Origin of the sequence: Haloarcula rubripromontorii, assembly GCF_001280425.1 — an archaeon.
Lineage (GTDB): Archaea > Halobacteriota > Halobacteria > Halobacteriales > Haloarculaceae > Haloarcula > Haloarcula rubripromontorii.
This window is the reverse complement of record NZ_LIUF01000007.1, coordinates 44,714-69,289: the sequence shown is the minus strand read 5'-3', so window position 1 is coordinate 69,289 and position 24,576 is coordinate 44,714. Positions and strand designations below refer to the sequence as shown.

Genomic DNA, 24,576 nt, shown 5'->3' with positions numbered 1-24,576 from the left:
GGAACCCGGGCCAACAGCGGTCGGCAGAACCACACGCTCGGTGACGGTCTCGTCGCCATTGGCTGCCGGTTCGGTCATACGCGAACGCGAAATAAGCGCCAGAACTGTTTTTGCGTGTACCTGTGAACTAGTTGACTATGACTGAGGCGCTCCGCGGCCGGCACCCAGACCGGGAAACCGATGTCGGCGGCGGCCAGATTCGGGTGTTACACATCGACGACGATCCCGACTTCGTGGCTGTCGCAGCGGATTCCTTGGAGGCCGCGGACGACCAGATCTCCGTCGAAACCGCGACCAGCGCACAGGACGGACTCGACCGGCTCGCCGAAAACGAGTTCGACGCTGTCGTCTCCGACTACGATATGCCGAAAATGAACGGCATCGAACTGCTCGATGCGATTCGGGAGACGAACCCGGATCTGCCGTTCATTCTGTTCACCGGCAAAGGGAGCGAAGAGGTAGCCAGCGAAGCGATCTCGATGGGCGTTACCGACTATCTGCAGAAGTCGTTCGGCGTCGAGGTGTACGAACTGCTGGCCAACCGCATCGAAAACGCGGTCTCCGAGTCCCGCGCGAAGCGACAGGCCGCCGAGTCAGAGCGCCGCGTGCGAGAACTCACGGAAGCGACCAACGATATCCTCTGGGAGTTTACCGCCGACTTGAGCGAAGTACTTGTTATCAATTCCGCCTACGAGGACATCTGGGGGCGGTCAGTTACCACGCTCCGTGACAATCCGTACGACTTCCTGAATGGCATCCACCCCGAGGACCGCGAGCGGATGGAAGACGCGATGCGGTGTCTAATCAACGGTGAGTCGGCCGATATCGAGTGCCGCGTCAACGAAACGGAGGAGTATCAGCGCTGGGTCTGGATACAGGGCGAGCCGATCACCAACGACGCCGGCGAGATAGTTCGCGTGGCCGGCTTCGCTCGTGATATCACCGAGCGGCGGAACCGCGAGCGCGAACTCGAAGCCACGAAGAACCAGCTCGCGGAGCACAACCAGACGCTCCGGACACTCTACGAAATCAGCGCCGACCCCGACGCCTCCCTCGATGAGAAAATCCAGGCGGTTCTGGACCTGGGCCGAGAACGCCTCGGGACCGCCGGCGCGTTCCTGTCCGCGAACGATGCTGACCGCAACGAGTTCACCATCCGCTATGCGAGCGGGAGTGACGAGCGGCTCAAACCGGGAACAGTCACGCCGCTGTCGGAGTCGTACTATCGGAAGATGGCCGATACAGAAGGCATCATGGCAATCGCAGAAGCGTCCGAGGAGGGCTGGGTGTCCGACCCGGCATACGAGCGCTGGGAGTTCGAGACGTACATCAGCGGCGAGGTCCGTGTCTATGACACGTATTCGGGGACGCTCTGTTTCGTCGATCGGTCGCCCCGCGAAACACCCTTTACCGAAGACGAGAAGACGTTCGTTCATCTCGCGGCGCAGTGGGTGAGCTACGAACTCGGACGGCAGCAGCGCGAGGAGCGCCTCGAACGGTACAAGGAGTACACCGACGACATGCTGGATGCCATCGACGACGTGTTCTACGTCCTCGACAGCGACGGCCGCTTCCGGCGCTGGAATGAGAGTCTGCTCAACGTGACCGGCTACTCGGCCGCGGAAGTAGCCGGGGCCCACGGAGCCGAGTTCTTCCCGGAAGAGCATCGAGACCTTGTTCTGGCCGCGATCGAATCGGTGTTCGAGGGTGACACCACCCGTGTGGAGGTCCCGTTTATTACGAAATCCGGAGACCGGATTCCCCACGAGTTCACAGCAACCCGCGTCGAAGACCCCGACGGAAATCCGATGCTGGCCGGCATCGGCCGGGACATCACCGAACGAAAAGCACGCGAGCAGGAGCTTACGCGGACGAAGGAACTCCTCGACCAGGCACAGCGGATTGCAAGCGTCGGCGGCTGGGATGTAGACGTGACAACCGATCCGCCGGAGATGACGGCGACGAGCGAGTTCTACCGGATACACGAACGGCCTCCGGACGACGAGCTCACTCTCGAATCCATCATCGACCTGTACCACCCCGACGATAGGGAGACTGTACGGACGGAGTTTCAGCGAGCGATAGCAACGGCCGAAGGGTACGACATGGAGATTCGGATCGGCGACGAGAGTCAGTCCCGCTGGGTGCGCGCACTGTGTGAACCGGTAACCGAGAACGACGACGTTGTCAAGCTCCGGGGCTCGGTCCAGGACATCACCGACCGAAAACTGCGGGAGCGCGAGCTGGAGGAAGCGCGCGAGCGGATGGAGATCGCGCTACAAACCACCAATGCGGTCGTCTGGGACCGCGAGTTCGAGTCCGGCGACCTAGCGTACTACCCCGGGTCCGAGACGCTGTACGGCACTGACATCGAGTCGCTGGACGAGTTTCTCCCGATGGTCCATCCTGAGGATAAGACAGACGTGGCGGCCCGCATCGAATCGGCAACCGAGACCGGCATGTACGAAGCTGAGTTCCGAATCGTCCGTGACGGCGAGGTTCGGTGGATGGAGGCGAAGGGCCGCGTCGAATCCGACGACGACGGGACGCCGCTCCGGGCAATCGGTATCGACCGGGACATCACCGAGCGCAAGCGCCGCGAGCAGGAACTGGAGGAGACAAACGAACGCCTCGAAGAGTTCACTAGCATCGTTAGCCACGACCTCAGGAATCCACTCTCCGTCGCCGAGGGCCGAATCGAACTGGCCCGCCAAGAGCGCAACAGCGAACACCTCGACAGCGCCAGCGACGCACTCGCGCGGATGCGGACGCTCATCGACGACCTGCTCGCGGCCGCACGCGACGAGCAGTCGGCAGTTGATGCCGGCGTCGTGGCGCTCGCGGACACGGCCGAACAGTGCTGGCACAACGTCGAAACCGGCGACGCTGCACTCACCGTCGAGACGGACACCGTCATTCGTGCCGACGGGAGCCGACTAGAACAACTGCTCGAAAACCTGTTTAGCAACAGTGTGGAGCATGGCTCCACAAGCAGTCGGCCGGGGCCCGACGACAGTGTAGAGCACGGCGACGATGACGTGACAGTCACCATCGGAGGACTTGACGACGGCTTCTACGTCGAGGACGACGGCGAAGGTATCGACGAGGAAAACCGGTCGCGCGTGTTCGAGACTGGCTACTCGACATCGGACGACGGAACTGGCTTCGGGCTCTGGATCGTCGCGGAGATCGCCGACGCCCACGACTGGACGGTGACCATCGACGAGGGGAGCGAGGGCGGGGCACGGTTCGAGATTACGGGTGTCGATATCGTAGAATGAGAGTGTCAAACCGCTACACCGTGGCGAGCGGCGACACCGCCAGCGCGATACCGATGGCGAGCACCGGGTAGTCACGACGGGCGAACGAAAGCGGCGGAAGCGTCGGGTTCCACGCGAAACAGCGGGCTCGCAGGGCCACCGAGAGCCGGTCCGAGCGGTCGAGCGTGCGCTCCAGCGACCGGACGGCGAGCAGCCGAGCGCGGTCCCACAGCGGGCGGGTCTCGCCCCCGCGAGCGTGAATCGCGTCGCGGACTTCCCGAACGTCAGCGAGCACCAGCGGGAACAACCGAACGACGAGCGCCATCCCGATGCCGAGAATTTGGCCGGGCTTCCCGGGTATCAGACGCTGGACCGCCGCTCGCGTGTCCCGGACCGGCGTCGACGTGAGATAGGCGGCGCTGACGAGCAACACCGGGAGAATACGCCCGACGTACAGCGCCGAGCGGAGCGCCGGGTCGACCCGAAACCACGGCGGACCGAACGCGATACCAGCAATCAGCGGGGCCAGCGCCAGCACCGTAAGGACGACCCGATAGGCGCGCAGGACGGCCAGCGGTGAGAGCCGGGCCGCCGCGAGCGCGCCCAGCCCGAACGCGGTCGTGCCGACGAGCCACGGCAGCGTGGGATGGGCGACCGCGGCGATGGCGAGTCCGAACTGGACCAGCAGCTTCGACCGCGGGTCCAGCCGGTGGGCAAACGTCGAGTCGGGCCGGTAGCTCAACATCGCGGGTCTCTGATCCCGAGGTCCGGGAGGCTGTCGAGCGCTTCTGCTGGCGGCACATCGAGAGCGACCTGCCCCTCGTGCAGCGCGACGAGTCGGTCGGCCCGCTCGTGGAGGTCCCGGAGGTCGTGCGTGACGACGATGATGCCCGTCCCATCGGCGGCCAGCGCGTCGAGATGGTCGAGCACTGATTCTCTGGCCGGCCAGTCTAACCCGACGAGCGGTTCGTCGAGCACGAGGTAGTCCGGTTCCATGGCGAGCGCCCCGGCGATGGCGACGCGGGCCTGCTCGCCGCCCGAGAGGGCGTCGATACGCCGCTCTCTGGCACCGTCGAGGTCGACAGCATCCAGCGCCGCCGTGACCCGACGGTCGATCTCGTCCCGGTCAAGGCCGAGGTTTTCCGGGCCGAACGCCACGTCAGCGCCGACGGTCGCGGCGACAAACTGGTCGCGGGGATGCTGGAACACCATCCCGATCTGGGTCCGGGCGACAACGGGATCGTCCGTCACATCGGTCCCGTCGACGGTGACTGTTCCAGCATCTGGCGTCAACAGGGCGTTGAGATGCCGGACGAGCGTCGTCTTGCCGCACCCGTTTGGTCCGACGAGCAGGCAGTACTGGCCGTCAGGTATCGACAGCGTGACCCCGTCGAGGACGGTGACAGCACCGTACTGGTAACGCAGGTCACGGACCGCTATCATCGACCGGAGAGATACCCGCCCTGCACGATGGCAATCGCGACACCGAGTTTCACGAGGTCAAGCGGGACATACGGAGCCATCAGGGCTGCAGCACGAGTGAGCGACAGACCGGTCACCATCGACATCCACGGGACGCCAATTGCATAGACGACGACGATTGCTGCAGTGAGCGCGAGCGCCTGCACCGGAATAGAGAGGTCGGCAACTGGTCGCGGCGACGTGCGTCGGTGTGCGATAGCGCCGGCGACGACCGTACCGACAAGGAATCCGACGAGGAAGCCGCCGGTCCCCTGCCCGGCAATGACATAGCCCAGACCCGCGTTCGCGTTCGAGAACACCGGTGCGCCGGCGATACCGACAAGGACGTACAACAGCAAGGCGACACCACCCCACAGTGGCCCAAGCAAGAGGCCGGCGAAGAACATTCCGAAGGGCTGCAGCGAGAACGGCGGCAACGCCCCCGGAAGCGGGATCGATATCTGTGCAAGTGCCGCGGTTAGCGCCGCGAGCAGCACCGCCTTGGTGAACCAGCCCACAGTGTCGTCGTCGACGAGGTCGACGGATTGCTCTGTTGCCATGGGTCACCCTCTCTCGTCAACCGAAATATAGCCAGGGGTTCACAGACGGGGATTCCACGTGTTGCCTATAACAGTCATTGTGAATACGGTACTGCTAGTCATGGGATTGGAGCGGACAGCTGGTCAGTACAGTGGAGGCAGTTTGCGTCAGTTCTTGTTATTCGGGTTGAACGCGTAGTAAACGATAGCCATTGAGACACCCATTGCGATTGGGTCCAAACTTCCTTCGCCCGGCAAGACGCTTCTAACAGCAAATACGCCCACAGCAGAAACAAGGCCGATAAGAAGAGCGTACGACACACGAGATAGTTCCCGGACTCGATTATCCAGTCTGTGGTACAGCTGTCGTAGAGTGTCCATACGTTTGATAACCAGTAACAGAGGGATGCCTCTTTCGTTAAACTCGCAGGCAAACTGAGCGGGTGTTTCAGCTATATAAGTGAGTAAAGAAGCCGTATTCACAACGACTAAGAATGCTCACTCGGCCGGCGTGACCCGAACGAGTACGTCGTCGCGCTCCCGCGGGAAGCCATCGCCAGCCCGTCCGTCGCGGTTCGACGTGATGAGGTAGAGGCCGCCGTCAGGCCCCTGCTCAATATGACGAATCCGGCCGAGTTCGTCAGACAGGAGGGAATGTGTCGTCGCGGTGTAGGCGTCGTCGGTCCAGTCGGCGTCGTACACCTCGGCGTCATCGCCCGGCGGCAGGTCCGCACCGGCCGGCGTCAGCGTCGTAACGAGGAGCTTCTGCCCTTTCAGGCCGCCGGTGAGCAGTCGGTTCCGGAGTGATGGAACGGCGTCGCCGGTGTAGAACAGCGACCCGGAGGGTGCCCAGCCGCCGGCGTTGCCCGTGTTTGCGAGCGGCCGGCGGACCTCGGGATCAGCATCGAGGTACTCCGCGTGTTCGCGAGTGTCGGGCCACCCGTAGTCGCCGCCGGCCACGAGGCGGTTGAGTTCGTCCCGTCCGGTCGGACCGTGTTCGGAGGCGATGACGGTGCCGTCCGGGAGCCAGGCCAGTCCCTGTGGGTTCCGGTGGCCGTAGGTGAACACCCGCGGGTCCCCGCCGACATCAGGGTTCCCGGGTGCGGGGTCGCCCGCGGGCGTCACGCGGAGGACCTTCCCACCGAGCGAGTCGGTGTCCGCGGCCAGTTCGCCGTCGCCCGCGTCCCCCGTCGTAATCCAGAGATACTTCTCGGGGCCGAACGTGAGCCGACCGCCGTTGTGTATCTTGCTCCCGGGAATGTTGTCGACGAGGACGGACTCCGTGGCGGCCGGGTCCTCGGCCGACACGTCCATCGCGACGACCCGATTAGCTCGCTCGTCGTCGCCAGTCATCGTCGTGTAGTAGACGTACACCACCGGTGGGTCGGGGTAGGTCGGATGGGCGGCGACCCCAAGCGTGCCCCCCTCACCACCCGTCACCCACCAGCCGTCGTCGCTCGATTCCGCGTCGATGACCGCGGCCGGTTCGGTGACTGTTCGGGCGCTGCCGTCCACAAACGAGAGGACGCGACCGACACGTTCGGTGAGAAACAGCGTTCCGTCCGCAGCAAACGAGAGGTCCCACGGGATTTCGAGGTCCTCGATGAGTGGGTCGGTGGCGAGCGACGTGTCCGTCGGCGACGTGGTCGGAGCCGTCCAGTCGGTATCGGGTGACTGGCGGCGCTCGTGGTTGAGGGAGACATCGTAGCGGTCCAGCGCGCGTGTCGGGCCTGTCGCCGTTGTGGCCGTCGGTGTCGGCTCCGGGGACGCTGTCTGTGTCCCTGACTCACCGCGACAGCCGGCCAGCACGGTCGCCCCGATACCGCCGAGTGCGGCGAGGTACTGGCGACGGGAACGGGCGTCACGGCTGGACTTTCGCATAGATTTCTCTGCCAAGTATAGAAGAATAAAGATGTCGGAGACAGCCGGGTTAGCGAGCGGCAGCCGCGACGCGTTCTTTCTCTTCTTTCTGGTTGACCGCGTAGGTCTGGACGTCGTCGTTGGCAGCGCCGACGAGCTGCTGTGCGAGCGCCTCGGCGGCGCTCGTGGTGGTCTTGAACGAGCCGCCGTAGACGCCCTCGGCGAGGAACTTCAGGGCCTGGTCGACGCGGCGCTGTGGCGCGACGTCGACGGCCTTCGGGACCGAGATGCCACCGTACTTCAGGCGGACGGTCTCCTCCCGTGGGGCGCTGTTCTCGACGGCGCGGACGAGCACCTGAATCGGGTTCTCGTCGGTGCGCTCGTGAACGATCTCGAACGCCTCAGTGACGATAGAGGTTGCAAGCTGTTTCTTGCCCGTATTTTCGTCGGTCTGCATCAGGCGGTTGATCAGCCGCTCGACGATGCTGATCTCGCTTTTCTTGAACTGCTTGTCCGCGTGGCGCCCCATCGTGTGGGCGATCGGCGTCACCGTGATGTAGCGCTCGGTCGAGGGGTCGGAGTACTCGATCTCCGTGATCTCCCACTCGCCGAACAGCTTCGCACGGGCCGTCTCGGGCTCGCTTTCCTCAGCCGCGTCAGCGTCAGCCTCGGGTGTGTCTTCGGCACTCATGGTTATCGGACCGGTTTCTCCGCGTTCCCGCGAACGAGTTCGATGAGAGAGACGCCGTTGACCTTCTCGACCTTGTAGTTGACACCGGAGAGGTCGCCCATCGCGCGGCCTTTCGCCCCGCCGATACCCGCGATTGTGACCTCGTCGTGCTCGTCAATGAAAGAGATAGCGCCGTCACCGGGACAGAATGCGGTGACCTGCTTACCGTTCTTGATGAGCTGGACGCGGACACACTTCCGGATAGCGGAGTTCGGCTGCTTGGCCTCGATGCCGACTTTCTCCAGTACGATACCTCGTCCCTGGGGCGCACCCTCGAGCGGGTCGGACTTCTTGCCCAGGCCGCGTTCGCGACGCGCGTAGTCAGTGTCGGACCACCGGTGTTTCTGGCGGTCCTTCTTGAGCTTGCGCGCGGCGTACTTGCCGTTCGCCATAGTAGGCACTGGTACCTTTCGGAGGTACTTAAGACTCCTCTTTCGGACTCAGCCGGTAGCGTCGGCGTGTGTGGCGTTCTGTGGCATAGACCGGGCGAGAAGGGTGCTAAATAACGCGGCGAGAGCGCCACGGAAACGAAAAAAAGAAGCTGTCAGCGAAGTGGTTCGGTCGGCGGCTGGCGGTCACCACAACACTTGGGTCTCCAAAACCCGCTCTCCGTGACATCGGCCTCCGATGAGAGTCAACTGACACTACCGGCTGCGGGTAGTACCATGGAGCCACCGTCACAGAGTAGCGGGCGGCGACGCAGTCGTACAGCCGACAGAAGACGTATCAGGGGCCACGACACTCAGTGCCACACTCTGTCAGACCGTGAAATCGCTCGCACACACGCGGAATCAGGTGTGATAACTGGGCAGGTGGTTTCTAGTACCGCCGCTTGAGTTATTCACACAGACCTGCCGGAGTAGCTATGAAACTTGAACAACGTCTCCCAGATATCGTCCGACAAACGTATCTCCGGAAGTTGGCGCTTATCATTCTCTGTATCGCCCTGCTCGTTGCGGGCGTCAGCGTCACCGCGGAGCGGACGGTTGCAGACGAACTGACAGAACAGCGCGAGAACGAACTCCAGACGGGGGCCGTCCAGACGGCCACGACAACAGCTGACTGGGTCCGTAGCCAGCGCAACGCCGCTCGAACCCTCTCGACGTTGTCTGACGTTCAGGAGGGCAGTCCGACGATGATCCGTGGCGCGTTACAGCGGCAAGCGTTCTACCAACCGGAGTCAGTGTATGCCATCCACTACGTTAATGAGGAGACGCTGGATATCAAGGAATCGTCACTGAGCGATCGACGGGAAACGTCCCTCAAGACGGACGACTTCGAGTGGGAGGGCGGTGCGCTCTCCGTCACCGGATCGAACTCCGTCGATATGTCGAAAGTGTACACCTACGACGGGGGGAAGTACATTGCCTTTGCAAGCCCAGTCGCTCGGAGCGACAAACTAGTCGTCGTGGTCCACAACGTGACCGCACGGACGGCCCAGTTCCGTAACTCAATCGAGGGCGGTGAAACGCGAATCGTCCGACAGGATGGGACGGTCCAGTTCGCCGAGGACGCCTCGACTATCGGCACGCAGTACAACGTCTCCGCCAACCTGACCGCACTCACAGCGGAAGACAGCGGTGTGGCCCGAAGCGGGTCGTACCTGCTCGCCGCGGAGTCTGTCGATGACACGCCGTGGATCGTCATCAAGCAGGCCCCGAAATCGACCGCCTTCGCCCTCCGCGACAGTATTCAGGGGAGCTTCGTCGCCATCATCGGCGTCTCGCTGGCCGGATTCGCCCTCATCGGCGTCCTCGTCGGTCGCGGCATCATGCAGTCGCTCAGGCGGCTCTCGACACAGGCGGAAGCCCTCGCAGTGGGCAACTTCGATACCAACATCGAGCAGTCTGACCGCCTCGACGAGGTCGGCGATGTCCAGAACGCATTCTACGAGATGAAGACGTATCTCGATACCGTCGCCGCACAGGCCGACGCGCTCTCCAGACAGGCGTTCGACGACCCGGCGCTCGACAAGGACGTGCCCGGCCAGCTCGGTTCGTCGCTATCGAGCATGCACGGGAACCTCGAATCGTTCATCAGCGACCTCGAACAGGCCCAGCAAGAGGCCGAAGAGTCCAAGGCAGAGGCAGAGGAGATAGCAGAAACGCTCGAACAGCAGGCCGAAGAGTTCTCGGCCGTAATGCGGAAAGCGGCCGACGGCGACCTCACGCAGCGCCTCGATACCGACACAGACAACGACGCGATGGCCAACATCGCCACCGCGTTCAACGATATGCTCGCCCAGCTCGGCCAGACAGTCATGCGTATCCGTGAGTTTGCCGATGACGTCGACGGCTCCGCCGACCAGATCACCGCAAGCGCCACCGAAGTCCGGAGCGCCAGCGAGGAGGTCAGCGAATCCGTTCAAGAGATCGCCGACGGCGCGGAGACGCAGTACGAGAACATCGAGGAGACGGTCGACGAGATGTCGGGCCTCTCCGCAACGGTCGAAGAGGTCGCAGCACAGGCCGACGAGGTTGCGGCCACGTCGGACGAGGCCGCCGAAATCGGCGAAACCGGCAGCGAGCGTGCTTCCGAGGCCATCGAGGTGATGAACGATATTGAGGCGCGTGCCGACGAAACAATCGACCGCGTCGAGTCGCTCGACGAGGAGATGGAGCAGATCGGGGACATCGTCGACCTCATCGACGACATCGCAGAGCAGACGAACATGCTCGCGCTGAACGCCTCCATCGAGGCCGCCCGCGCCGGTGAGGCGGGTGAAGGGTTCGCCGTCGTCGCCGATGAGATCAAGGGTCTTGCACAGGAGACAACCGAGGCCACCGAAGAAGTCTCGACGGTTATCGAAGACGTGCAGGACACCACCGGTGACGCCGTGACCGACATCAGACAGATGGGTGACTCCGTCACTGACGGTATCGAGACTGTCGACGACGCCATCGAATCGCTCGAGGCCATTGTCGACCGCGTCGAGGAGGTAAACAACGGCATTCAGTCAATTAGCGACGCCACCGACGAACAGGCCGCGACGACGGAGGAAGTCGTCGCAATGACCGACGAGGTCGGGACAATCAGCGAGGAAACCGCTTCCAGCGCCGAGAACGTCGCCGCCGCCGCTGAGGAACAGACAGCGACGATCAACGAAGTGACTAGCGGGATCGAATCCCTGTCCGATCAGGCCGGCGACCTCAGCGAACTCCTGCAGACGTTCGATGTCGATAGCGGAACTACACACAGCGATACCGACGTGTACGAACACGACGCGCCGGACGCCTCAGCAGACGACGACTGAGTACGAAGTTCTTTTATTCTGACAGCGACAGTTCTGGTCCGGCACTCTGCTCGAACCATTGATAGAGACCGTAACCACCGAAGAGAATTCCGACACAGATACCGAGGCCAGCGCCGATATCCTGTCGCTGACTGAACCGGATAAAATAAAAGAGCGTGATTAGTCCGCCGCCGGTAAGCGAGTACGTCGGTGACGCGAGCAGTCCCTTGACGAGACTCGTGGCTATCAGCAACACGAACAGCGCGAGGATAAACGTGCCCTCGAGCGCGGACGGTGAATTCCCCAGAACGTGTGCGTGATACAGGTAGATTCCGACGATAGTCAGTGGAGCGAGCAGGTCGCCACCGTCTGGACGCCGGAGCGCGGCCATGGCAGTCCGTTCACAGCCGATGAAAAAAGCGGTTTCTGTCAGTCACCGCATCGGCTGTCCGGGTGATCGGTGCGCGACTCACCCGAATCTCCCGCTCAGGTCAGTTCGATGCCGTCGATTTCGAAGTGTCGCTTGGCCAGTTGTCGGGCGGCATCGATGTTTCGCCCTTCACGACCGATTGCGGCCCCGCGGTCCTCCTGTGCCACTTCGACGTAGGCGACGGTGTCGTCGTTCTCTGAGACAGTGACGTTGTACACCGCGGCCGGCGCGAGCGCGTTGGCCACGAAGTCCTCGGCCGTCTCGGCGGCCTCGACGAGTTTGACCTCGCGTCCCAGACGCTCCTCGACGCGCTCGACCGTCTGGCCGCCCGGGCCGATGGCGTCGGCCATCTCCCCGCGTTTGACCAGATACACCACCTGATCGTGCTCTTCGTCGACGACGCAATCCCGGACGGTGACGGCTGCCTCGTCCTCGAAGAGGGCGACCAGTCGACGCGCTTCGTCCGAGAGTTCGACCCGCATCAGTCCTGGGTCGTGCCCATCCGGAGGTTGACGTCGCCGGTGCCGAGTTTGATCGGCTTCCCGACGATGACGTTCTCCGTGACGCCGTCGAGTTCGTCGACCTCGCCGTGGATGGCGGCGTCGAGCAGGTGATTGACCGTCACCTCGAACGCTGCGCGGGCGAGTACGGAGTCTTTCGACCCGGAGATGCCGTGGCGGCCGATGGACTCGATGGTCCCTTCGTTGGTCATGATGTCGGCCACGAGCATCAGGTGCCGGACGTTCACGTCGTCCAGCCCCTGCTCTTCGAGCGTGTTCATCGTCTCGTTGATGAGCGTCTCGCGGGCGGCCTCGACGCCGAGTTCCCGGTAAATCTCGTGGATGTTGTTACACGTCGTTCGGGAGGCGTCGACGCCTTCGATGTCCAGCACTTCGCCGAAGTCCGACCCCTCGGTGTAGAGGACGAACTCCTCGCCGTTGTCCGTCTCCTCCTTGCGGATGACGACGCGGGTGATCTCCTCGATGCCCTTGAAGACGATTTCCCGCAGCTCCTCGACCAGTTGCAGCAGGTCGCGGTAGCTGGGTTCCTCGGGACCGAACTCGATGACCGTCCCCACCTGCCGGGTCGAGACGCCGAGGTTCGATTCGATAGTCTCGGCGATCTCCTCGGCGATGGCGTCCGTGTCGTTGACTGTCGGCCACCGCTCCAGCAGGGTGTCCTCGTTGAGGTCGATCTCGACGAGCATATCCGCGACGTTCGTCGAGATGTCACCCAGCGCGAGGATGCGCGTCGCCTCGATCTTCCAGACGACCTCGTGGGCGCGCTCGCGGTCGTCCGCGTACTCCTCGTCTAAGTGGACCGTCATCATCGGCGTGTCCGGCGTCTTCCGGGCGTCCACCAGCTCGATGAGCCGTGGCAGGCCCTGGGTCACGTCGATTTCGGCGACCCCCGCGTAGTGGAACGTGTTCATCGTCATCTGCGTTCCCGGTTCGCCGATGGACTGTGCCGAGACGGTCCCGACCGGGTCCAGCGGGTCGACGCGGGTGTCGAGGTAGCGGGACTCGACGGCCTTGGCGATGCGGTCGGCGTCGTCGACGCCGACGCCGCGTTCCTCGACGGTGCTGTACACTTCGTCTTTCAGCCGTCGCGGCAGCTCGGTGTCCTCGACGACGGCCTCGATGTCTGCTGATACGTCGTGTCCTGTCATTGTTAGTCGTCACCCTCGGCCATCCACCAGTCGTCGGCGTGCTCCGAGAGGTTGGTCCGCTCGGTCCGCGTGCCGAGGAAGCTCTCTTTCTGCTTCTCGCTCTCGAACTCCTCGTCGAGGACGCTGTCGGCGATCTGCTCGACGTCGACGGCGGCCTCGTCCTGGTTCGAGGACACGTCAACCGGCGACGTGCCGTCCTCGCCGAACTCGAACTGGACGATGGTGTCCGAGGTGTCCCGGACGGTCCCGTCGTACTGCGTCTCCAGTTCGGAGAGCGCGTTGATGAGCCGGCGCTGCAGGTATCCGGACTTGGAGGTCCGGACGGCCGTGTCGACCAGCCCCTCGCGGCCACCCATCGCGTGGAAGAAGAACTCCTTCGGGCCGAGCCCGGAGCGGTAGGAAGCCTCCACGAAGCCGTGGGCGTCCGCCGACAGATCGTTCTCCTCGAAGTGTGAGAGGGTGCGGTTCTCGTAGCCGCGGTTGATACGCTCACCACGGACTGCCTGCTGGCCGACACAGCCGGCCATCTGGGTCAGGTTCAGCATCGACCCACGCGCGCCGGACTCGGCCATGATGACGGCCGGGTTGTCCTCGCCGAAGTGGTCCTCGGCGATGTCACCGGCGGAGTCACGCGCCTTGCCCAGCGTCTGCATGATCTTCATCTCCAGCGTCTCGTCGACGGTTCGGCCGGGCAGGGATTCGAGTTCGCCCCGCTCGTAGGTCTCGATGAGCTCCTCGACGCGGTCGTACGCGCTGTCGATGGCGTCGTTGATCTGCTCTTCCGCCTCCCGCGGGATGGACTCGTCGTCGATGCTGATGGAGAACCCGAAGTGCATGATCGAGCGCATCGCCAGCGCCGAGACCTCGTTGACGAGAATCCGGGCGCGGGTCCGGGAGTACTCCTTGGCGATGGTGTCGACGATTTCGCCGCCGAAGGCCCCGACGGCGTCCTCGTCGATGGTGCCGCCGGTCATCTGGCCGTCCTCGACGACGACGGTGTCGCCAGCCGAAGACGTGAACTCCAGGTTCAGGTCCTCGGGCAGCAGCTCCGAGAACAGCGAGCGGCCGGTCCAGTACTCCTCGCCGTCCTCGTCGACGCCGTCGGCTTCGGGCAGTTCGTCGATGCGCGTCGCCCGGAGCAGGTCCAGCGCCTGCGTCTCGTTGAATTTCGGATTCGTGTGGGTCAGCAGGTAGGTCCCGCTGATGTGGTCCTGAATCGCGCCGATGATGTTCTCGCCAAAGCGCGGGGAGAGCATCTGTTCCTGCACGCGCATGAGGACGCGCGCCTCCGCGCGGGCCTCCTCGTTTTGCAGGGCGTGCATGTTCATCTCGTCGCCGTCGAAGTCAGCGTTGTACGGCGGACAGACCGTCGTGTTCAGCCGGAACGTCTTGTACGGCATCACGACGACCTCGTGGGCCATGATGGACATCCGGTGCAGCGACGGCTGGCGGTTGAAGATGATGATGTCGCCGTCGACCAGATGGCGGGACACTTCCCACTCCGGTTCGACCTTCTCTGCGAGCTCTTCGCAGTTCTTCTCGGTCACCTTCAGCCGGCGGCCATCGGGCCGCTTGACGTAGTTTGCGCCGGGGTGGGCTTCCGGCCCGTTGGAGACGTACCGTCGCGCCTCTTCGAGGTTGCGCTCGGTGACGTTCATCGTCTGGGTCATCTCTTTTGCGACCCGATCCGGTACACCGACCTCGTTCAGCGAGAGCGTCGGGTCCGGCGAGATGACGGTACGAGCCGAGAAGTTCACACGCTTTCCGGACAGTGAGCCACGGAAGCGTCCCTCTTTGCCTTTCAGGCGCTGGGAGAGCGTCTTGAGTGGGCGGCCCGAGCGGTGGCGCGCCGGCGGCGTGCCCGAAATCTCGTTGTCCATGAACGTGGTGACGTGGTACTGCAGCAGTTCCCAGAGGTCCTCGATAATCAGCTGTGGCGCACCCGCCTCGCGGTTCTCCATGAACCGCTGATTGATGCGGATGATGTCCACGAGCTTGTGAGTGAGGTCGTCCTCGGAGCGCTGGCCGTTGTCCAGCGTAATCGAGGGACGGGCGGTGACCGGCGGTACCGGCAGCACCGTCAGAATCATCCACTCTGGTCGGGAGCGGGCCGGCTTCATCCCCAGCACTTCGATGTCCTCGTCCGGGATGTCCTCGAACCAGTCCCGGATGTCGCTGGGCATGAGCTTGTTCATGTCCTCCTCGGTCAGGTCGACCGACAGCGCCTTCTCCAGAGCGCGGCGGTCTTCCTGGCGCGGGCGGAACTCGCCGCTGAGAATCTCCTGAACGCGGCTGCTGTCGATGCCGGTCTCCTCGGACAGCTCGATGGGCGAAATCGGCTCCTCGGCCTCCTCCATCGCGGCTGCGATCCGCTCGGGGTAGTCCGAGGCCAGCACGTCCTGCACCTCGTAGTAAGTGGTCGGCTTCTCGTGTTTGATGTCGTACTGCTTCTCGCCACAGAACGGACAGCGGTCCTTCTTGCGAGCCTGCCGGATGGCGGCCTTGGTCACGTCGTTGAGGTCGCGACCGAGGTCCTGGGTCCGTGTCAGCCGGTCAGCGAACTCGTCGCGCTCGTGCTCGTCGAGACAGAGCCGGGAGCACTCCCGGCAGGTGCCACGCAGGAGCCGGCGGATGAGCTTCGCGAAGCCGACGTGGATAACCGGCGCGGCCAGTTCGATGTGGCCGAAGTGGCCGTTACACGACCCGCTGTGTTTCCCGCAGGTCTTGCACTCCAGTCCGGGGTCGATGACCCCGAGTCGCGGGTCCATCAGCCCCATGTCGATGGGGAAACCGTCGTCGTCGTACGTGTCGGCCGTGATGACCTTCGTGGCCGACATCTCGCGGTACTCCTCGGGGTCCATCAGCCCGAAGCTGAGCTGACCGATTTCCTGTGGTGTCTGTTGTGAACTCATACTGCGTCCTCCAGTTCGATCCGCGGGGCGATTCCGAGCGCCTTCATCTCGTCGAGCAGGAGCTTGAACGCGTAGGACATCTCGACCTCGTGGATGTCGGTCTCCTCCTCGCAGTTCGGACAGTAGATGCGCCGTTGTTCGACGTTCTCGACGGCTGTCATCCCACACTGCCCGCAGACGTTGATCCACTCGCGGTCGGACTCGTCGAGCAGGCGCTCCTTGAGCGCCATCGCCGCGCCGTGCCCGATGAGCACGTCCCGCTCCATCTCACCCACGCGCAGGCCACCCTCGCGGGCGCGCCCCTCGGTGGGCTGGCGGGTCAGCACCTGCACCGGCCCGCGCGAACGGGCGTGCAGTTTGTTCGACACCATGTGGTAGAGCTTCTGGTAGAAAATGTCGCCGACGAAGATTTCGGCGTCGATCTTCTCGCCGGTGACGCCGGAGTACATCGTCTCCTTGCCGCTGGAGTCGAAGCCGTGCTCTTCGAGCGAGCCGCGGAGTTCCTCCTCGTCCTCGCCGGTGAAGGCGGTGCCGTCGACGCGCCGGCCTTCGAGCGCGCCGACCTTGCCGCCGATCATTTCGAGGATGTGGCCGACGGTCATCCGCGACGGCAGCGCGTGCGGGTTGATGATGAGGTCCGGGACGACGCCCTCCTCGGTGAAGGGCATGTCCTCTTGCGGGGCGATGTGGCCGACGACGCCCTTCTGGCCGTGCCGGCTGGCGAACTTGTCCCCGAGTTCGGGGATGCGTTCGTCACGCACCGAGACCTTCGAGAGCTTCGAGCCGTCCTCGCCTTCCATCAGCGTGACCGTGTCCACGACGCCGGATTCGCCCGAGCGCATCGTGACGCTCGTCTCCCGGCGCTTCTGCGGTGAGAGACCGCCCATGTCGTCGGGTTCTTCGAGGAACCGCGGCGGGCTGGTCTTGCCAAGCAGGACGGCGTTCTCGCCGACCTTCGTCTCGGGGTTGACCAGGCCGTCGTCGTCGAGGTGCGTGTACGCTTCCTCGCCGCGAGCGCCGCGGACCTCGTCGTCCGGAATCTCGAAGCGGTCCTCCTGGCCGCCGGGGTAGCGCCGCTCCTCGCCCTCGTAGGTACGGAAGAAGTGCGAACGTGCGAGCGCGCGGTCGACCGACCCCTGGTTCATTACGAGTGCGTCCTCGATGTTGAACCCCTCGTAGCTCATGACGGCGACGACGAAGTTCTGTGCCGCCGGGCGGTCGTCGTAGCCGATCTGTTCGGTTGTCTGTGTCTTGACCATCGACAGCTGCGGGTAGTGCAGCAGGTGCTGGCGCGTGTCCGGGCGGATGCGGTAGTTCGCCGACGGCAGGCCAAGCGACTGCTTGATCATCCCCGATCCCATCGTAATCCGGGGCGAGGCGTTGTGTTCGGGGTAGGGAATCATCCCGGCACCGATACCGAACATCAGCTGCGGGTCGACTTCCAGGTGCGTGTGGTTCTCCGTGAGTTCGTCCTCGTCGACGCCGACGAGGATGTCCTCCTCTTCCTCGGCGTCGATGAACTCGACGAGGCCGCGTTCGACGAGCTCTTCGAACTCCAGCTCACCGTTTTTGACCTGTTCGACTTCCTCGTCGGTCATCAGCGGCTCGCCGTCCTCGACGACGAGCAGCGGGCGTCGGGCACGGCCGGCGTCGGCGTTGATGATGACTTCCCCGGTCCGGTTCTTGACCGAGACGTTGACCATCTGGGAGACATCCCCTCGTCGTCGCGCCTGTCGTACCTGTTCTGCGAGCTGTTCCGGGTCGGGATGTGTCCCAACCAGACTACCGTTTACGTATACCTTGGCTTCGCGTCCCTGACTCATATTAATCGTCCGCGGGCTGCTGTTCGATCGACTCGATACCGGGGATGCCCTGGACCCCCATCTCGGCAAGCTCCTGTTTGAGACCCTGTGGGTCCGATACGTCCTGTGACAGCTCCATCGCCTGGGCGAAGTTCTTCACCAGCCCACAGTTCGGACCCTCCGGCGTTTCGGAGGGACAGATGCGACCCCACTGGGTCGCGTGCAGGTCCCGTGCCTCGAAGTGGGGCTGGGAGCGACTGAGCGGCGAGCGCAGTCGTCGGAGGTGTGACAGCACTCCCATGAAGTCGGTCCGGTCGACCAGCTGGCTCACGCCGGAGCGGCCGCCGACCCAGTTCCCCGTCGCGATCGGGTGTTCGAGCCGCTCGGTCAGCACGTCCGAGCGGACGACCGTCGAGACGGACAGCTGGCGGTTGCGCATGTTGGCCCGTTCCAGCTGGTATTTCACGTCCCGGGCGAGCTTGTTCAGCGCCGTCCGGAACAGGTCGGTCATCAGGTCGCCGCTGACCTTCAGCCGCTTGTTGGCGTAGTGGTCCTTATCGTCGGACTCCCGGCGGCCAAGCGCCAGTTCGAAACACGCCTCGGCCATCCGGCAGAGGTAAAACGCCTTGTTGATACGGACCTCTTCTTCCTCGACGCCTTCCTCGTGTAGATGCGGGAGGAGATAGCGGTCGATGACGTAGTTGGCCCGCTTGAGCTGGTAGTTCTTGCCCTGCCCGGAGGCGACACGCTTGCCCAGCGTCTCGATGGCTTCCTCGGTCGTCTGGACCTCGGCCTCCTCCAGGTTCTCCAGCATGAACTTCACAATCTCCGGGTCCTCGCTGACGCGGTGAACGATTTCCTCGTCCGACTCCAGCCCCAGCGCGCGGACCAGCGTGACGAAGTCGATACTGCCCGAGACGGACGGGAACGAGACTTCCAGCAGCCCGTCCCGCGTCCGTTCACACAGCACCAGCGCGCGGTAGCCACGGCGCTGGGAGAACGTCTTGGCGACCTGCACCTCGTCGCCGTACTTGGTGTCGTACTCGGCCAGAATCTTGTTCGGGGCGAGGTCCTCGCTGGTCATCAGCACCCGCTCGGAGCCGTTGACACAGAAGTAGCCACCGGGGTCTGCGGGGTCCTCGCCAATGTCGATGAGTTCCTCGTCGGTGAAGCCCGCGATGTTGCACTTGTTCGACCCGACCATGATGGGCATCCGCCCGATCTTGGTCTCGGTTCGGTCGACGACTTCCTCCGGTTCCTCCTCGCCACCGCGGACGATGGCCATCTCCATGAACACCGGCGCGGAGTAGGTGATGTTCCGGAGTCGGGCCTCCTGCGGGTACAGCAGTTCCTCGCTGCCGTCGGCCTCGCGGACCCGTGGGGTGACGACGCGGACGTCGCCCAGTTCGACCCACACCGGTTCCTGTCCTTCCTTGTCACCGATGTCGGTCTCGATGGTCTCTTTCTCGTCGACGACCTGCTGCATCCCTCTGTCGAGGAAGGCGTTGAACGAGCGGAAGTGATGTTCGGCGAGCCGTTCCTTGGCGAAATATTCACGCGATATAGCGCGGCGATCTTGTGTGTCCATTATTCTACCACCAGTCGGTAGACAACTGCGGTGTCGGTTGTCCGAGAGTCGCGTTCGATCCGAACCACGTCACCGACTTCGGCGTCATCCGGCAGCGCCTTGTCGGTGCGCTTGATCTTCGGGAGGTCCGTCTTCTTGATTTCATACTCCGTGAGTACTGCTTCGAGGTCGTCCTCGTCGACGACACTGTGGTCTGGGACGAGGTCGTGTTGACTTACATCTACCATGTGTGTGCGTGTGCGTTTGGCCTGCTGCTGGAGAAGGTGGCTGTCACGAGATACTACAGGGCCGTACTGTCGGGGCGCATATAACACTTACCAAGTCGCTCTGCCGTGGCTATCGGACCCGCCCACCCTCACGGACTGCGGGCGTGATTGCTCTTACCAACCACATAACGCAGACCGGACATAGAACTTTGGGTCCCGTCATGTGCATTCATCCCGGGGCGGGTCTCTTTGGAAAGTCTTAATACTGACACCAGGGTACGAAAGAATGCAACGAAGGCCCGGATGGTGTAGTGGCCCATCATACGACCCTGTCACGGTCGTGACGCGGGTTCAAATCCCGCTCCGGGCGTTCTATTGCGACCAAACTGACGAGCACTATGCAGTGCGTGCTCGTAGGCTGCCCGGATGGTGTAGTGGCCCATCATACGACCCTGTCACGGTCGTGACGCGGGTTCAAATCCCGCTCCGGGCGTTTCTCTGAAATTAACTCGACAAGCGACGCGTTTCATCGCGTCGCGATTACTCTATGCAGTGAACGACGGTACGGGATTTGAACCCTGGAAGTCGCAGCGCCGAACAGAGTGAGGCGACCGTCTTCCGTCGGTTCAAATCCCGCTCCGGGCGTACTTTTGCGGCGAATAAACTCGTGAGCCGTAAATCCGTAATGAGCGGATTTGAACCTCAGATCTTGAACCGACGCGTTTCACCGCGTCGCGATTGCTCTATTTCGCTGTGTGACTGCGAGGGATTTGAATCACGCAAACGCGAGCGGCAGCGACGCGTTTGCCCGGGTTGAAATCCCGCTCCGTGCGCTACTTCGCAAATCCTCAAGCGACGCGAGAGACACGTCGCCCCCGTCGTACGGACCGATAGGGCGTATTAGTGGCCGTTAGCAGGCAGTAAACACCGCCGACGTGCCGAGAAAACAGCACATACTGATACCACAAGAGCAGTAGCAGGTGTCCGGGGAAGTTCCCCCGTGGCCTGTCATAGTGTCCGTCCACCGGGGCCGGACGTGCTATCACTTCACGTGGGATGGCATATGTTTTGTGTTGGGTGTAAGGCGTGCCGATTAGCGGCTGCCAGCGACAAACTGTTTACGAGCCCCCGCAAAAGAGAGGCCATGGAGGACGTGGATGGCGAGGAGATGCCCGGCGCAATCGTCGAGGCGTTCCTCGAACGCGAAGAGGGCGTCCGGGCGCTGCTTGAGGAACTGGAGAAGCTCACTATCGAGGGCCGACACGAGGAGGTCCGCGACCGTGTTCGTAATCTGGCCGACAGCGACGAGTCGGTGTTTTACACCGTGGCCTTTAGCCTCACCAACTCGCGGCAGTTCTTCGGCGACGTGGAAGCACAGCTGGACGTGACCGCCGCGGACCGGCTTCGGGACCTCGCCGACACGTTCCCGGCGCTGGCTGAGCCGTTCAACATCGTCCGGACGGAGCGGGCGGACGACCGCCTCAATCCGGTGACAGACACGAGCTACGCGGTGAGCTACCACCGCGGTGTCGAGTCACCGATGGTGACTTACAGCCCGCTATCAGGTGAACAGGAGTTGTACGAATCCCGCGGGACACCAAGTGAAGTGTTGCGGGTCGCGTCTGACCTCACGGGCGCGACGACAGACGCGCTGGACGTGGCGATGGATAACGACTATTCGGTCAACACGGAGGAGTTGAGCGCGCTCATCGACCGCCGCGAGGAACTAGAGACTGAGCTGAGTAAACTCCGGGACCAGCTCGACGAACTTCGGCGCACACCGGTCTCAGACGAATAGGAATCGTGGGGCCCCGAGCGCACAGTTTCAGCCGATAGACCCGAGCCACAGTGCCGCAACTGGGGCGTTTATGTGTCGCGGCCGTAAATGCACAGGTACGACTTGCTATGGGAATGGACCGACTCGAAGATCAGGTCGAGAAGGAGGGGCGGGACCTGTCGATCCTCGAAGCCGTCATCGAGAACGGGCCGATCGGCATCGTTCGGCTCGCCGAGGAGACAGGGGTTCCGAAACACAAAGTGCGCTACTCGCTACGGATGCTGGAAGACGACGAACTCATCGAACCGACGCCGCAGGGAGCGATTCCGGTCGACAACATCGACGAGCGGGTCGCAACGATCAACGACGGCATCGACCGTCTGGTCGAGCAGTTGGACGGACTTCGGGACGTGTTTTCGTCCACAGAGTAGCGTCGCGAGGACGACCAGTCGGCACCGTTTCCGTGGGAGTAACCCTTTTCGAACGCCGATGCGATGGGTCGATATGGATGTCGCTCTCATCAGCGATTCACATATTCCGTCCCGGGAACACGAGATTCCGCCGTCGTTCCGGGAGCGCATCGAAGTCGCCGACCACGTCATCCACGCCGGTGACTTCGACAGCAAAGGAGCGCTCGCTGATATCCGGCATATGGCGGCGGGACTGACTGCCGTCTCGGGCAACATCGATCCGCAGATCGGGTTGCCGGAGCGGGCCACAGTCGAACTCGGTGGCGTCACGTTCGTCGTGACACACGGCACTGGCTCACAGCAAGGCTGGGCAGACCGTGTCGCCGCTGCGGTCCGCGAGGAGGCCGACAGTACCGCTGTCGGCGTCGCCGGCCACACTCATGAACTTGCGGACATCGTCTACGAGGGGGTGCGGCTGCTGAACCCCGGCAGCGTCACGGGCGCCTCACCGGCAGACCGCCCGACGATGTTGACCGCGACAGTCGAGGATGGGACGTTCGACGTGGCCGAACACGAGCTGTAACGCGTAGCGCTGTCGCGGTTCGCTCCCGCGTACCGGCAGCTGTTGCCACTGTTGGCCGGCTTTGCAGCGAACGCGGGTCTTTTTCCCGCAGGGACCGCAGGAACGGTATGGAAGTCTTCGCGGTCGAAGGGCTGCCCGAAGTTCGGCCTGGCGACGACGTAGCCGAGTTGCTCGTCGAGCAGGCCGACCTGCGGGATGACGACGTGGTCTGTGTCGCCAGCACCATCGTTTCCAAAGCCAGCGGACGCGGCCGGTCGCTGTCATCGTACGAGCCGGGCGAACGCGCCGAGCGCATCGCGGCGACCATCGAGGATATCGCCGACGAAGAGAAGGATCCGCGGATGGCACAGGCGATTATAGAGGAGTGTGCGGAAGTGCTGGTCGAAGCCCCGTTCATCCTCGGGGTGACGGAGTTCGGGCACATCACGGTCAACGCGGGCATTGACCGCTCGAACGTGCCCGGATCGGACCTCCTCTTACTTCCCGAAGACCCGACAGCGGAGGCTGAAGCGATCCGCGACGGCATCCGCGAACGGGCGGGCGTCGAACCAAGCGTCATCGTCACCGACACGTCAGGCCGGCCGTTCCGTCTCGGCCAGCGCGGGGTCGCGCTGGGCTGGGCCGGTCTTTCTGCGTCCCGGGACTGGCGTGGCGAACACGACCGCGACGGCCGCGAACTCGAAGCCACCGTCCAAGCCGTCGTCGATGAACTGGCCGCCGCAGCCAACCTCGTTACCGGCGAGGGCGACGGCGGAACACCCGCCGCAGTCGTCCGTGATTTCGACTTCGGCGACCACGCGGGCAGCGAACAACTGTTCCGCGACCCCGAGAAGGACGTAGTCAGACAAGCACTCAGACAGTGGTCACATGTACGCGATTGAACTCACCCCGGAACACCCGGTCGCACAGCTCGCCTCGCTTGCACAACAGGCTGAATCGAACGCGCTCGACGCCGTCTACGTCAGCCACCACTACAACAACCGCGACCAGTTCATGTCGCTGACCGCGATGGCCGAGCGGACCGACGAGGTACTGCTCGGCCCCGGCATCGCGAACCCCTATGAGACGCACCCAGTGACGCTAGCTTCGCGGGTCGCAACGCTGGACGAACTGAGCGACGGGCGGGCCGTCTTCGGTATCGGGCCGGGCGATAAGTCGACGCTCAGCAACCTCGGCTTCGACCACGACGACGCGCTGCGACGCGTGCTTGAGACGTTCACGACTGCCCGAAAGCTCTGGGACGGCGAGCGGGTCACCCACGACGGGACGTTCGAAGCGGTCGACGCCGGGCTGAACTACGAGGTCGATGAGATTCCGGTGTACGTCGGCGCGCAGGGGCCGCACATGACCCGGATGTCGGCGAAACACGCCGACGGCGCGCTGTACAACGGGGCGCATCCAAAAGACCTCGCGTGGGCACGCGAGCAGGTAGAGGATATGGCCGACGAGCGGCCTGAGGAGTACGGCGAGTTCGACCTCGCGGCCTACGCCAGTGTCTCGGTCGCCGAAGACGAGGCCGAAGCGCGGGAGGCCGCCCGGCCGCCGGTCGCGTTCGTCGCTGCGGGGTCGCCGCCGCCGGTGCTCGACCGCCACGGCATCGACCACGAGGCCGCCGAAGATATCGGACAGGCGATTGCCGCCGGCGATTTCACGGCCGCGTTCGACGGCGTTACAGAGGCGATGCTGGACGCGTTCTGTATCGCCGGGACGCCGGAGACGGTGGCCGAGCGCACGGCGGCGTTAGAAGAACACGCGGACAGCGTGGTGTTTGCGTCGCCGCTCGGGCCGGATGTCGAGACGGCTATCGATTTGCTTGGGGCGGTCCTCGACCGCCGGAGCCGCTGAACAGCGAGAGCACGGCCCCCAGCGACAGGTACCCGAAGAAGGCGACCGAGACGGTCGTGATGACGGCACCGACGGCGAGCATAAGTGCCGCCAGCGGGTCGTTCAGTGCCACGTCGATGAACCAGCCGGGCATGTCGATGACGCTCTGGAGCAGTTCCGACAGCAGTCCTTGCATTACCTGAACGTTAGCGTGGCCCTACTTTGCGTTTGCGTTCCCGGCCACCACGTGGGCGCTCGCGAGCCGCTCTCGTCCGGAGTCACAATCGAGTGAT

Annotated in this window: 21 protein-coding genes and 2 tRNA genes; 9 read left to right on the top strand and 14 right to left on the bottom strand. The window is 63.5% G+C overall.

Features of this window, described 5'->3' with window-relative positions:
- Window positions 1-137: 137 nt before the first annotated feature.
- The gene (locus tag AMS69_RS17650; RefSeq protein WP_053969363.1) at window positions 138-3,281 is read left to right on the top strand and encodes a hybrid sensor histidine kinase/response regulator; all 3,144 of its coding nucleotides are present in this window, start codon (window positions 138-140) and stop codon (window positions 3,279-3,281) included.
- Window positions 3,282-3,294: 13 nt separating this feature from the next.
- Here the strand turns inward: AMS69_RS17650 and AMS69_RS17645 are convergent, their stop codons facing one another.
- The 6 genes from AMS69_RS17645 to AMS69_RS17620 form a co-directional block, all read right to left on the bottom strand.
- Window positions 3,295-4,005, bottom strand: a complete 711-nt coding sequence (locus AMS69_RS17645; RefSeq protein ID WP_053969362.1) for an energy-coupling factor transporter transmembrane component T family protein — start codon at window positions 4,003-4,005, stop codon at window positions 3,295-3,297.
- Window positions 3,999-4,703, bottom strand: coding sequence for an energy-coupling factor ABC transporter ATP-binding protein (locus tag AMS69_RS17640; protein WP_053969361.1), 705 nt, complete (start codon window positions 4,701-4,703; stop codon window positions 3,999-4,001). The genes AMS69_RS17645 and AMS69_RS17640 overlap by 7 nt, the downstream gene beginning before the upstream one ends.
- The gene (locus AMS69_RS17635; protein WP_053969360.1) at window positions 4,700-5,281 is read right to left on the bottom strand and encodes a biotin transporter BioY; all 582 of its coding nucleotides are present in this window, start codon (window positions 5,279-5,281) and stop codon (window positions 4,700-4,702) included. The genes AMS69_RS17640 and AMS69_RS17635 overlap by 4 nt, the downstream gene beginning before the upstream one ends.
- Window positions 5,282-5,758: 477 nt before the next feature.
- Entirely contained in the window at window positions 5,759-7,141 is a 1,383-nt protein-coding gene (locus AMS69_RS17630) for a PQQ-dependent sugar dehydrogenase (protein WP_053969359.1), read from the bottom strand.
- A 49-nt stretch (window positions 7,142-7,190) separates the two neighbouring features.
- The gene (locus tag AMS69_RS17625) at window positions 7,191-7,811 is read right to left on the bottom strand and encodes a 30S ribosomal protein S7 (protein WP_053969358.1); all 621 of its coding nucleotides are present in this window, start codon (window positions 7,809-7,811) and stop codon (window positions 7,191-7,193) included.
- A 2-nt stretch (window positions 7,812-7,813) separates the two neighbouring features.
- A complete protein-coding gene (locus tag AMS69_RS17620) occupies window positions 7,814-8,242 on the bottom strand; it encodes a 30S ribosomal protein S12 (protein WP_004515440.1) in 429 nt (142 codons plus the stop codon).
- Between the two features lie 473 nt (window positions 8,243-8,715).
- On the opposite strand from AMS69_RS17620, the gene AMS69_RS17615 reads away from it, so the two are divergent.
- Window positions 8,716-11,103 carry a methyl-accepting chemotaxis protein gene (locus tag AMS69_RS17615; RefSeq protein WP_053969357.1) on the top strand — a complete coding sequence of 796 codons (2,388 nt, stop codon included), beginning with the start codon at window positions 8,716-8,718 and terminating at the stop codon, window positions 11,101-11,103.
- Between the two features lie 13 nt (window positions 11,104-11,116).
- Here AMS69_RS17615 and AMS69_RS17610 read toward each other — a convergent pair whose 3' ends face one another.
- The 7 genes from AMS69_RS17610 to AMS69_RS17580 all read right to left on the bottom strand — a co-directional run bounded on the left by AMS69_RS17610 (window position 11,117) and on the right by AMS69_RS17580 (window position 19,710).
- Window positions 11,117-11,473: a hypothetical protein gene (locus AMS69_RS17610; RefSeq protein ID WP_053969356.1), complete on the bottom strand. Its 357-nt coding sequence runs from the start codon at window positions 11,471-11,473 to the stop codon at window positions 11,117-11,119.
- Window positions 11,474-11,568: 95 nt separating this feature from the next.
- Complete coding sequence (locus AMS69_RS17605) at window positions 11,569-11,994, bottom strand: NusA-like transcription termination signal-binding factor (RefSeq protein WP_053969355.1); 426 nt, start codon at window positions 11,992-11,994, stop codon at window positions 11,569-11,571.
- The gene (rpoA2, locus tag AMS69_RS17600; RefSeq protein WP_053969354.1) at window positions 11,994-13,181 is read right to left on the bottom strand and encodes a DNA-directed RNA polymerase subunit A''; all 1,188 of its coding nucleotides are present in this window, start codon (window positions 13,179-13,181) and stop codon (window positions 11,994-11,996) included. Before rpoA2 ends, AMS69_RS17605 begins: the two co-directional genes overlap by 1 nt.
- A 2-nt stretch (window positions 13,182-13,183) precedes the next feature.
- On the bottom strand, window positions 13,184-16,093 hold the full coding sequence (locus AMS69_RS17595) for a DNA-directed RNA polymerase subunit A' (protein ID WP_053969353.1): 2,910 nt from the start codon (window positions 16,091-16,093) through the stop codon (window positions 13,184-13,186).
- Complete coding sequence (gene rpoB, locus AMS69_RS17590; protein WP_053969352.1) at window positions 16,090-17,916, bottom strand: DNA-directed RNA polymerase subunit B; 1,827 nt, start codon at window positions 17,914-17,916, stop codon at window positions 16,090-16,092. The genes AMS69_RS17595 and rpoB overlap by 4 nt, the downstream gene beginning before the upstream one ends.
- Before the next feature lies 1 nt (window position 17,917).
- On the bottom strand, window positions 17,918-19,483 hold the full coding sequence (locus AMS69_RS17585; protein ID WP_004959113.1) for a DNA-directed RNA polymerase subunit B'': 1,566 nt from the start codon (window positions 19,481-19,483) through the stop codon (window positions 17,918-17,920).
- Entirely contained in the window at window positions 19,483-19,710 is a 228-nt protein-coding gene (locus tag AMS69_RS17580; protein WP_004590674.1) for a DNA-directed RNA polymerase subunit H, read from the bottom strand. The genes AMS69_RS17585 and AMS69_RS17580 overlap by 1 nt, the downstream gene beginning before the upstream one ends.
- A gap of 276 nt (window positions 19,711-19,986) precedes the next feature.
- Between AMS69_RS17580 and AMS69_RS17575 the strand changes: the two genes are divergently transcribed.
- The 7 genes from AMS69_RS17575 to AMS69_RS17545 all read left to right on the top strand — a co-directional run bounded on the left by AMS69_RS17575 (window position 19,987) and on the right by AMS69_RS17545 (window position 24,304).
- A tRNA-Asp gene (locus AMS69_RS17575) sits at window positions 19,987-20,059 on the top strand.
- Window positions 20,060-20,109: 50 nt separating this feature from the next.
- A tRNA-Asp gene (locus tag AMS69_RS17570) sits at window positions 20,110-20,182 on the top strand.
- Between the two features lie 651 nt (window positions 20,183-20,833).
- The gene (locus tag AMS69_RS17565) at window positions 20,834-21,487 is read left to right on the top strand and encodes a hypothetical protein (RefSeq protein WP_004516061.1); all 654 of its coding nucleotides are present in this window, start codon (window positions 20,834-20,836) and stop codon (window positions 21,485-21,487) included.
- A gap of 113 nt (window positions 21,488-21,600) precedes the next feature.
- The gene (locus AMS69_RS17560; protein ID WP_195156642.1) at window positions 21,601-21,897 is read left to right on the top strand and encodes a winged helix-turn-helix transcriptional regulator; all 297 of its coding nucleotides are present in this window, start codon (window positions 21,601-21,603) and stop codon (window positions 21,895-21,897) included.
- 73 nt (window positions 21,898-21,970) lie between these two features.
- A complete protein-coding gene (locus AMS69_RS17555; RefSeq protein WP_053969350.1) occupies window positions 21,971-22,459 on the top strand; it encodes a metallophosphoesterase family protein in 489 nt (162 codons plus the stop codon).
- 107 nt (window positions 22,460-22,566) lie between these two features.
- Complete coding sequence (locus AMS69_RS17550; protein ID WP_053969349.1) at window positions 22,567-23,340, top strand: coenzyme F420-0:L-glutamate ligase; 774 nt, start codon at window positions 22,567-22,569, stop codon at window positions 23,338-23,340.
- Window positions 23,327-24,304, top strand: a complete 978-nt coding sequence (locus AMS69_RS17545) for a 5,10-methylenetetrahydromethanopterin reductase (RefSeq protein WP_053969348.1) — start codon at window positions 23,327-23,329, stop codon at window positions 24,302-24,304. The genes AMS69_RS17550 and AMS69_RS17545 overlap by 14 nt, the downstream gene beginning before the upstream one ends.
- Here the strand turns inward: AMS69_RS17545 and AMS69_RS17540 are convergent.
- Window positions 24,261-24,479 (bottom strand): hypothetical protein, encoded by a 219-nt coding sequence (locus AMS69_RS17540; RefSeq protein ID WP_053969347.1) that lies wholly within the window; start codon window positions 24,477-24,479, stop codon window positions 24,261-24,263. The genes AMS69_RS17545 and AMS69_RS17540 overlap by 44 nt on opposite strands.
- Between the last annotated feature and the right edge of the window lie 97 nt (window positions 24,480-24,576).

Coding starts and splice junctions, on each gene's coding strand:
- AMS69_RS17650 (WP_053969363.1), top strand. CDS start 138: ATGACTGAGGCGCTCCGCGGCCGGCACCCAGACCGGGAAACCGATGTC.
- AMS69_RS17645 (WP_053969362.1), bottom strand. CDS start 4,005: ATGTTGAGCTACCGGCCCGACTCGACGTTTGCCCACCGGCTGGACCCG.
- AMS69_RS17640 (WP_053969361.1), bottom strand. CDS start 4,703: ATGATAGCGGTCCGTGACCTGCGTTACCAGTACGGTGCTGTCACCGTC.
- AMS69_RS17635 (WP_053969360.1), bottom strand. CDS start 5,281: ATGGCAACAGAGCAATCCGTCGACCTCGTCGACGACGACACTGTGGGC.
- AMS69_RS17630 (WP_053969359.1), bottom strand. CDS start 7,141: ATGCGAAAGTCCAGCCGTGACGCCCGTTCCCGTCGCCAGTACCTCGCC.
- AMS69_RS17625 (WP_053969358.1), bottom strand. CDS start 7,811: ATGAGTGCCGAAGACACACCCGAGGCTGACGCTGACGCGGCTGAGGAA.
- AMS69_RS17620 (WP_004515440.1), bottom strand. CDS start 8,242: ATGGCGAACGGCAAGTACGCCGCGCGCAAGCTCAAGAAGGACCGCCAG.
- AMS69_RS17615 (WP_053969357.1), top strand. CDS start 8,716: ATGAAACTTGAACAACGTCTCCCAGATATCGTCCGACAAACGTATCTC.
- AMS69_RS17610 (WP_053969356.1), bottom strand. CDS start 11,473: ATGGCCGCGCTCCGGCGTCCAGACGGTGGCGACCTGCTCGCTCCACTG.
- AMS69_RS17605 (WP_053969355.1), bottom strand. CDS start 11,994: ATGCGGGTCGAACTCTCGGACGAAGCGCGTCGACTGGTCGCCCTCTTC.
- rpoA2 (WP_053969354.1), bottom strand. CDS start 13,181: ATGACAGGACACGACGTATCAGCAGACATCGAGGCCGTCGTCGAGGAC.
- AMS69_RS17595 (WP_053969353.1), bottom strand. CDS start 16,093: ATGAGTTCACAACAGACACCACAGGAAATCGGTCAGCTCAGCTTCGGG.
- rpoB (WP_053969352.1), bottom strand. CDS start 17,916: ATGAGTCAGGGACGCGAAGCCAAGGTATACGTAAACGGTAGTCTGGTT.
- AMS69_RS17585 (WP_004959113.1), bottom strand. CDS start 19,483: ATGGACACACAAGATCGCCGCGCTATATCGCGTGAATATTTCGCCAAG.
- AMS69_RS17580 (WP_004590674.1), bottom strand. CDS start 19,710: ATGGTAGATGTAAGTCAACACGACCTCGTCCCAGACCACAGTGTCGTC.
- AMS69_RS17565 (WP_004516061.1), top strand. CDS start 20,834: ATGGAGGACGTGGATGGCGAGGAGATGCCCGGCGCAATCGTCGAGGCG.
- AMS69_RS17560 (WP_195156642.1), top strand. CDS start 21,601: ATGGACCGACTCGAAGATCAGGTCGAGAAGGAGGGGCGGGACCTGTCG.
- AMS69_RS17555 (WP_053969350.1), top strand. CDS start 21,971: ATGGATGTCGCTCTCATCAGCGATTCACATATTCCGTCCCGGGAACAC.
- AMS69_RS17550 (WP_053969349.1), top strand. CDS start 22,567: ATGGAAGTCTTCGCGGTCGAAGGGCTGCCCGAAGTTCGGCCTGGCGAC.
- AMS69_RS17545 (WP_053969348.1), top strand. CDS start 23,327: ATGTACGCGATTGAACTCACCCCGGAACACCCGGTCGCACAGCTCGCC.
- AMS69_RS17540 (WP_053969347.1), bottom strand. CDS start 24,479: ATGCAAGGACTGCTGTCGGAACTGCTCCAGAGCGTCATCGACATGCCC.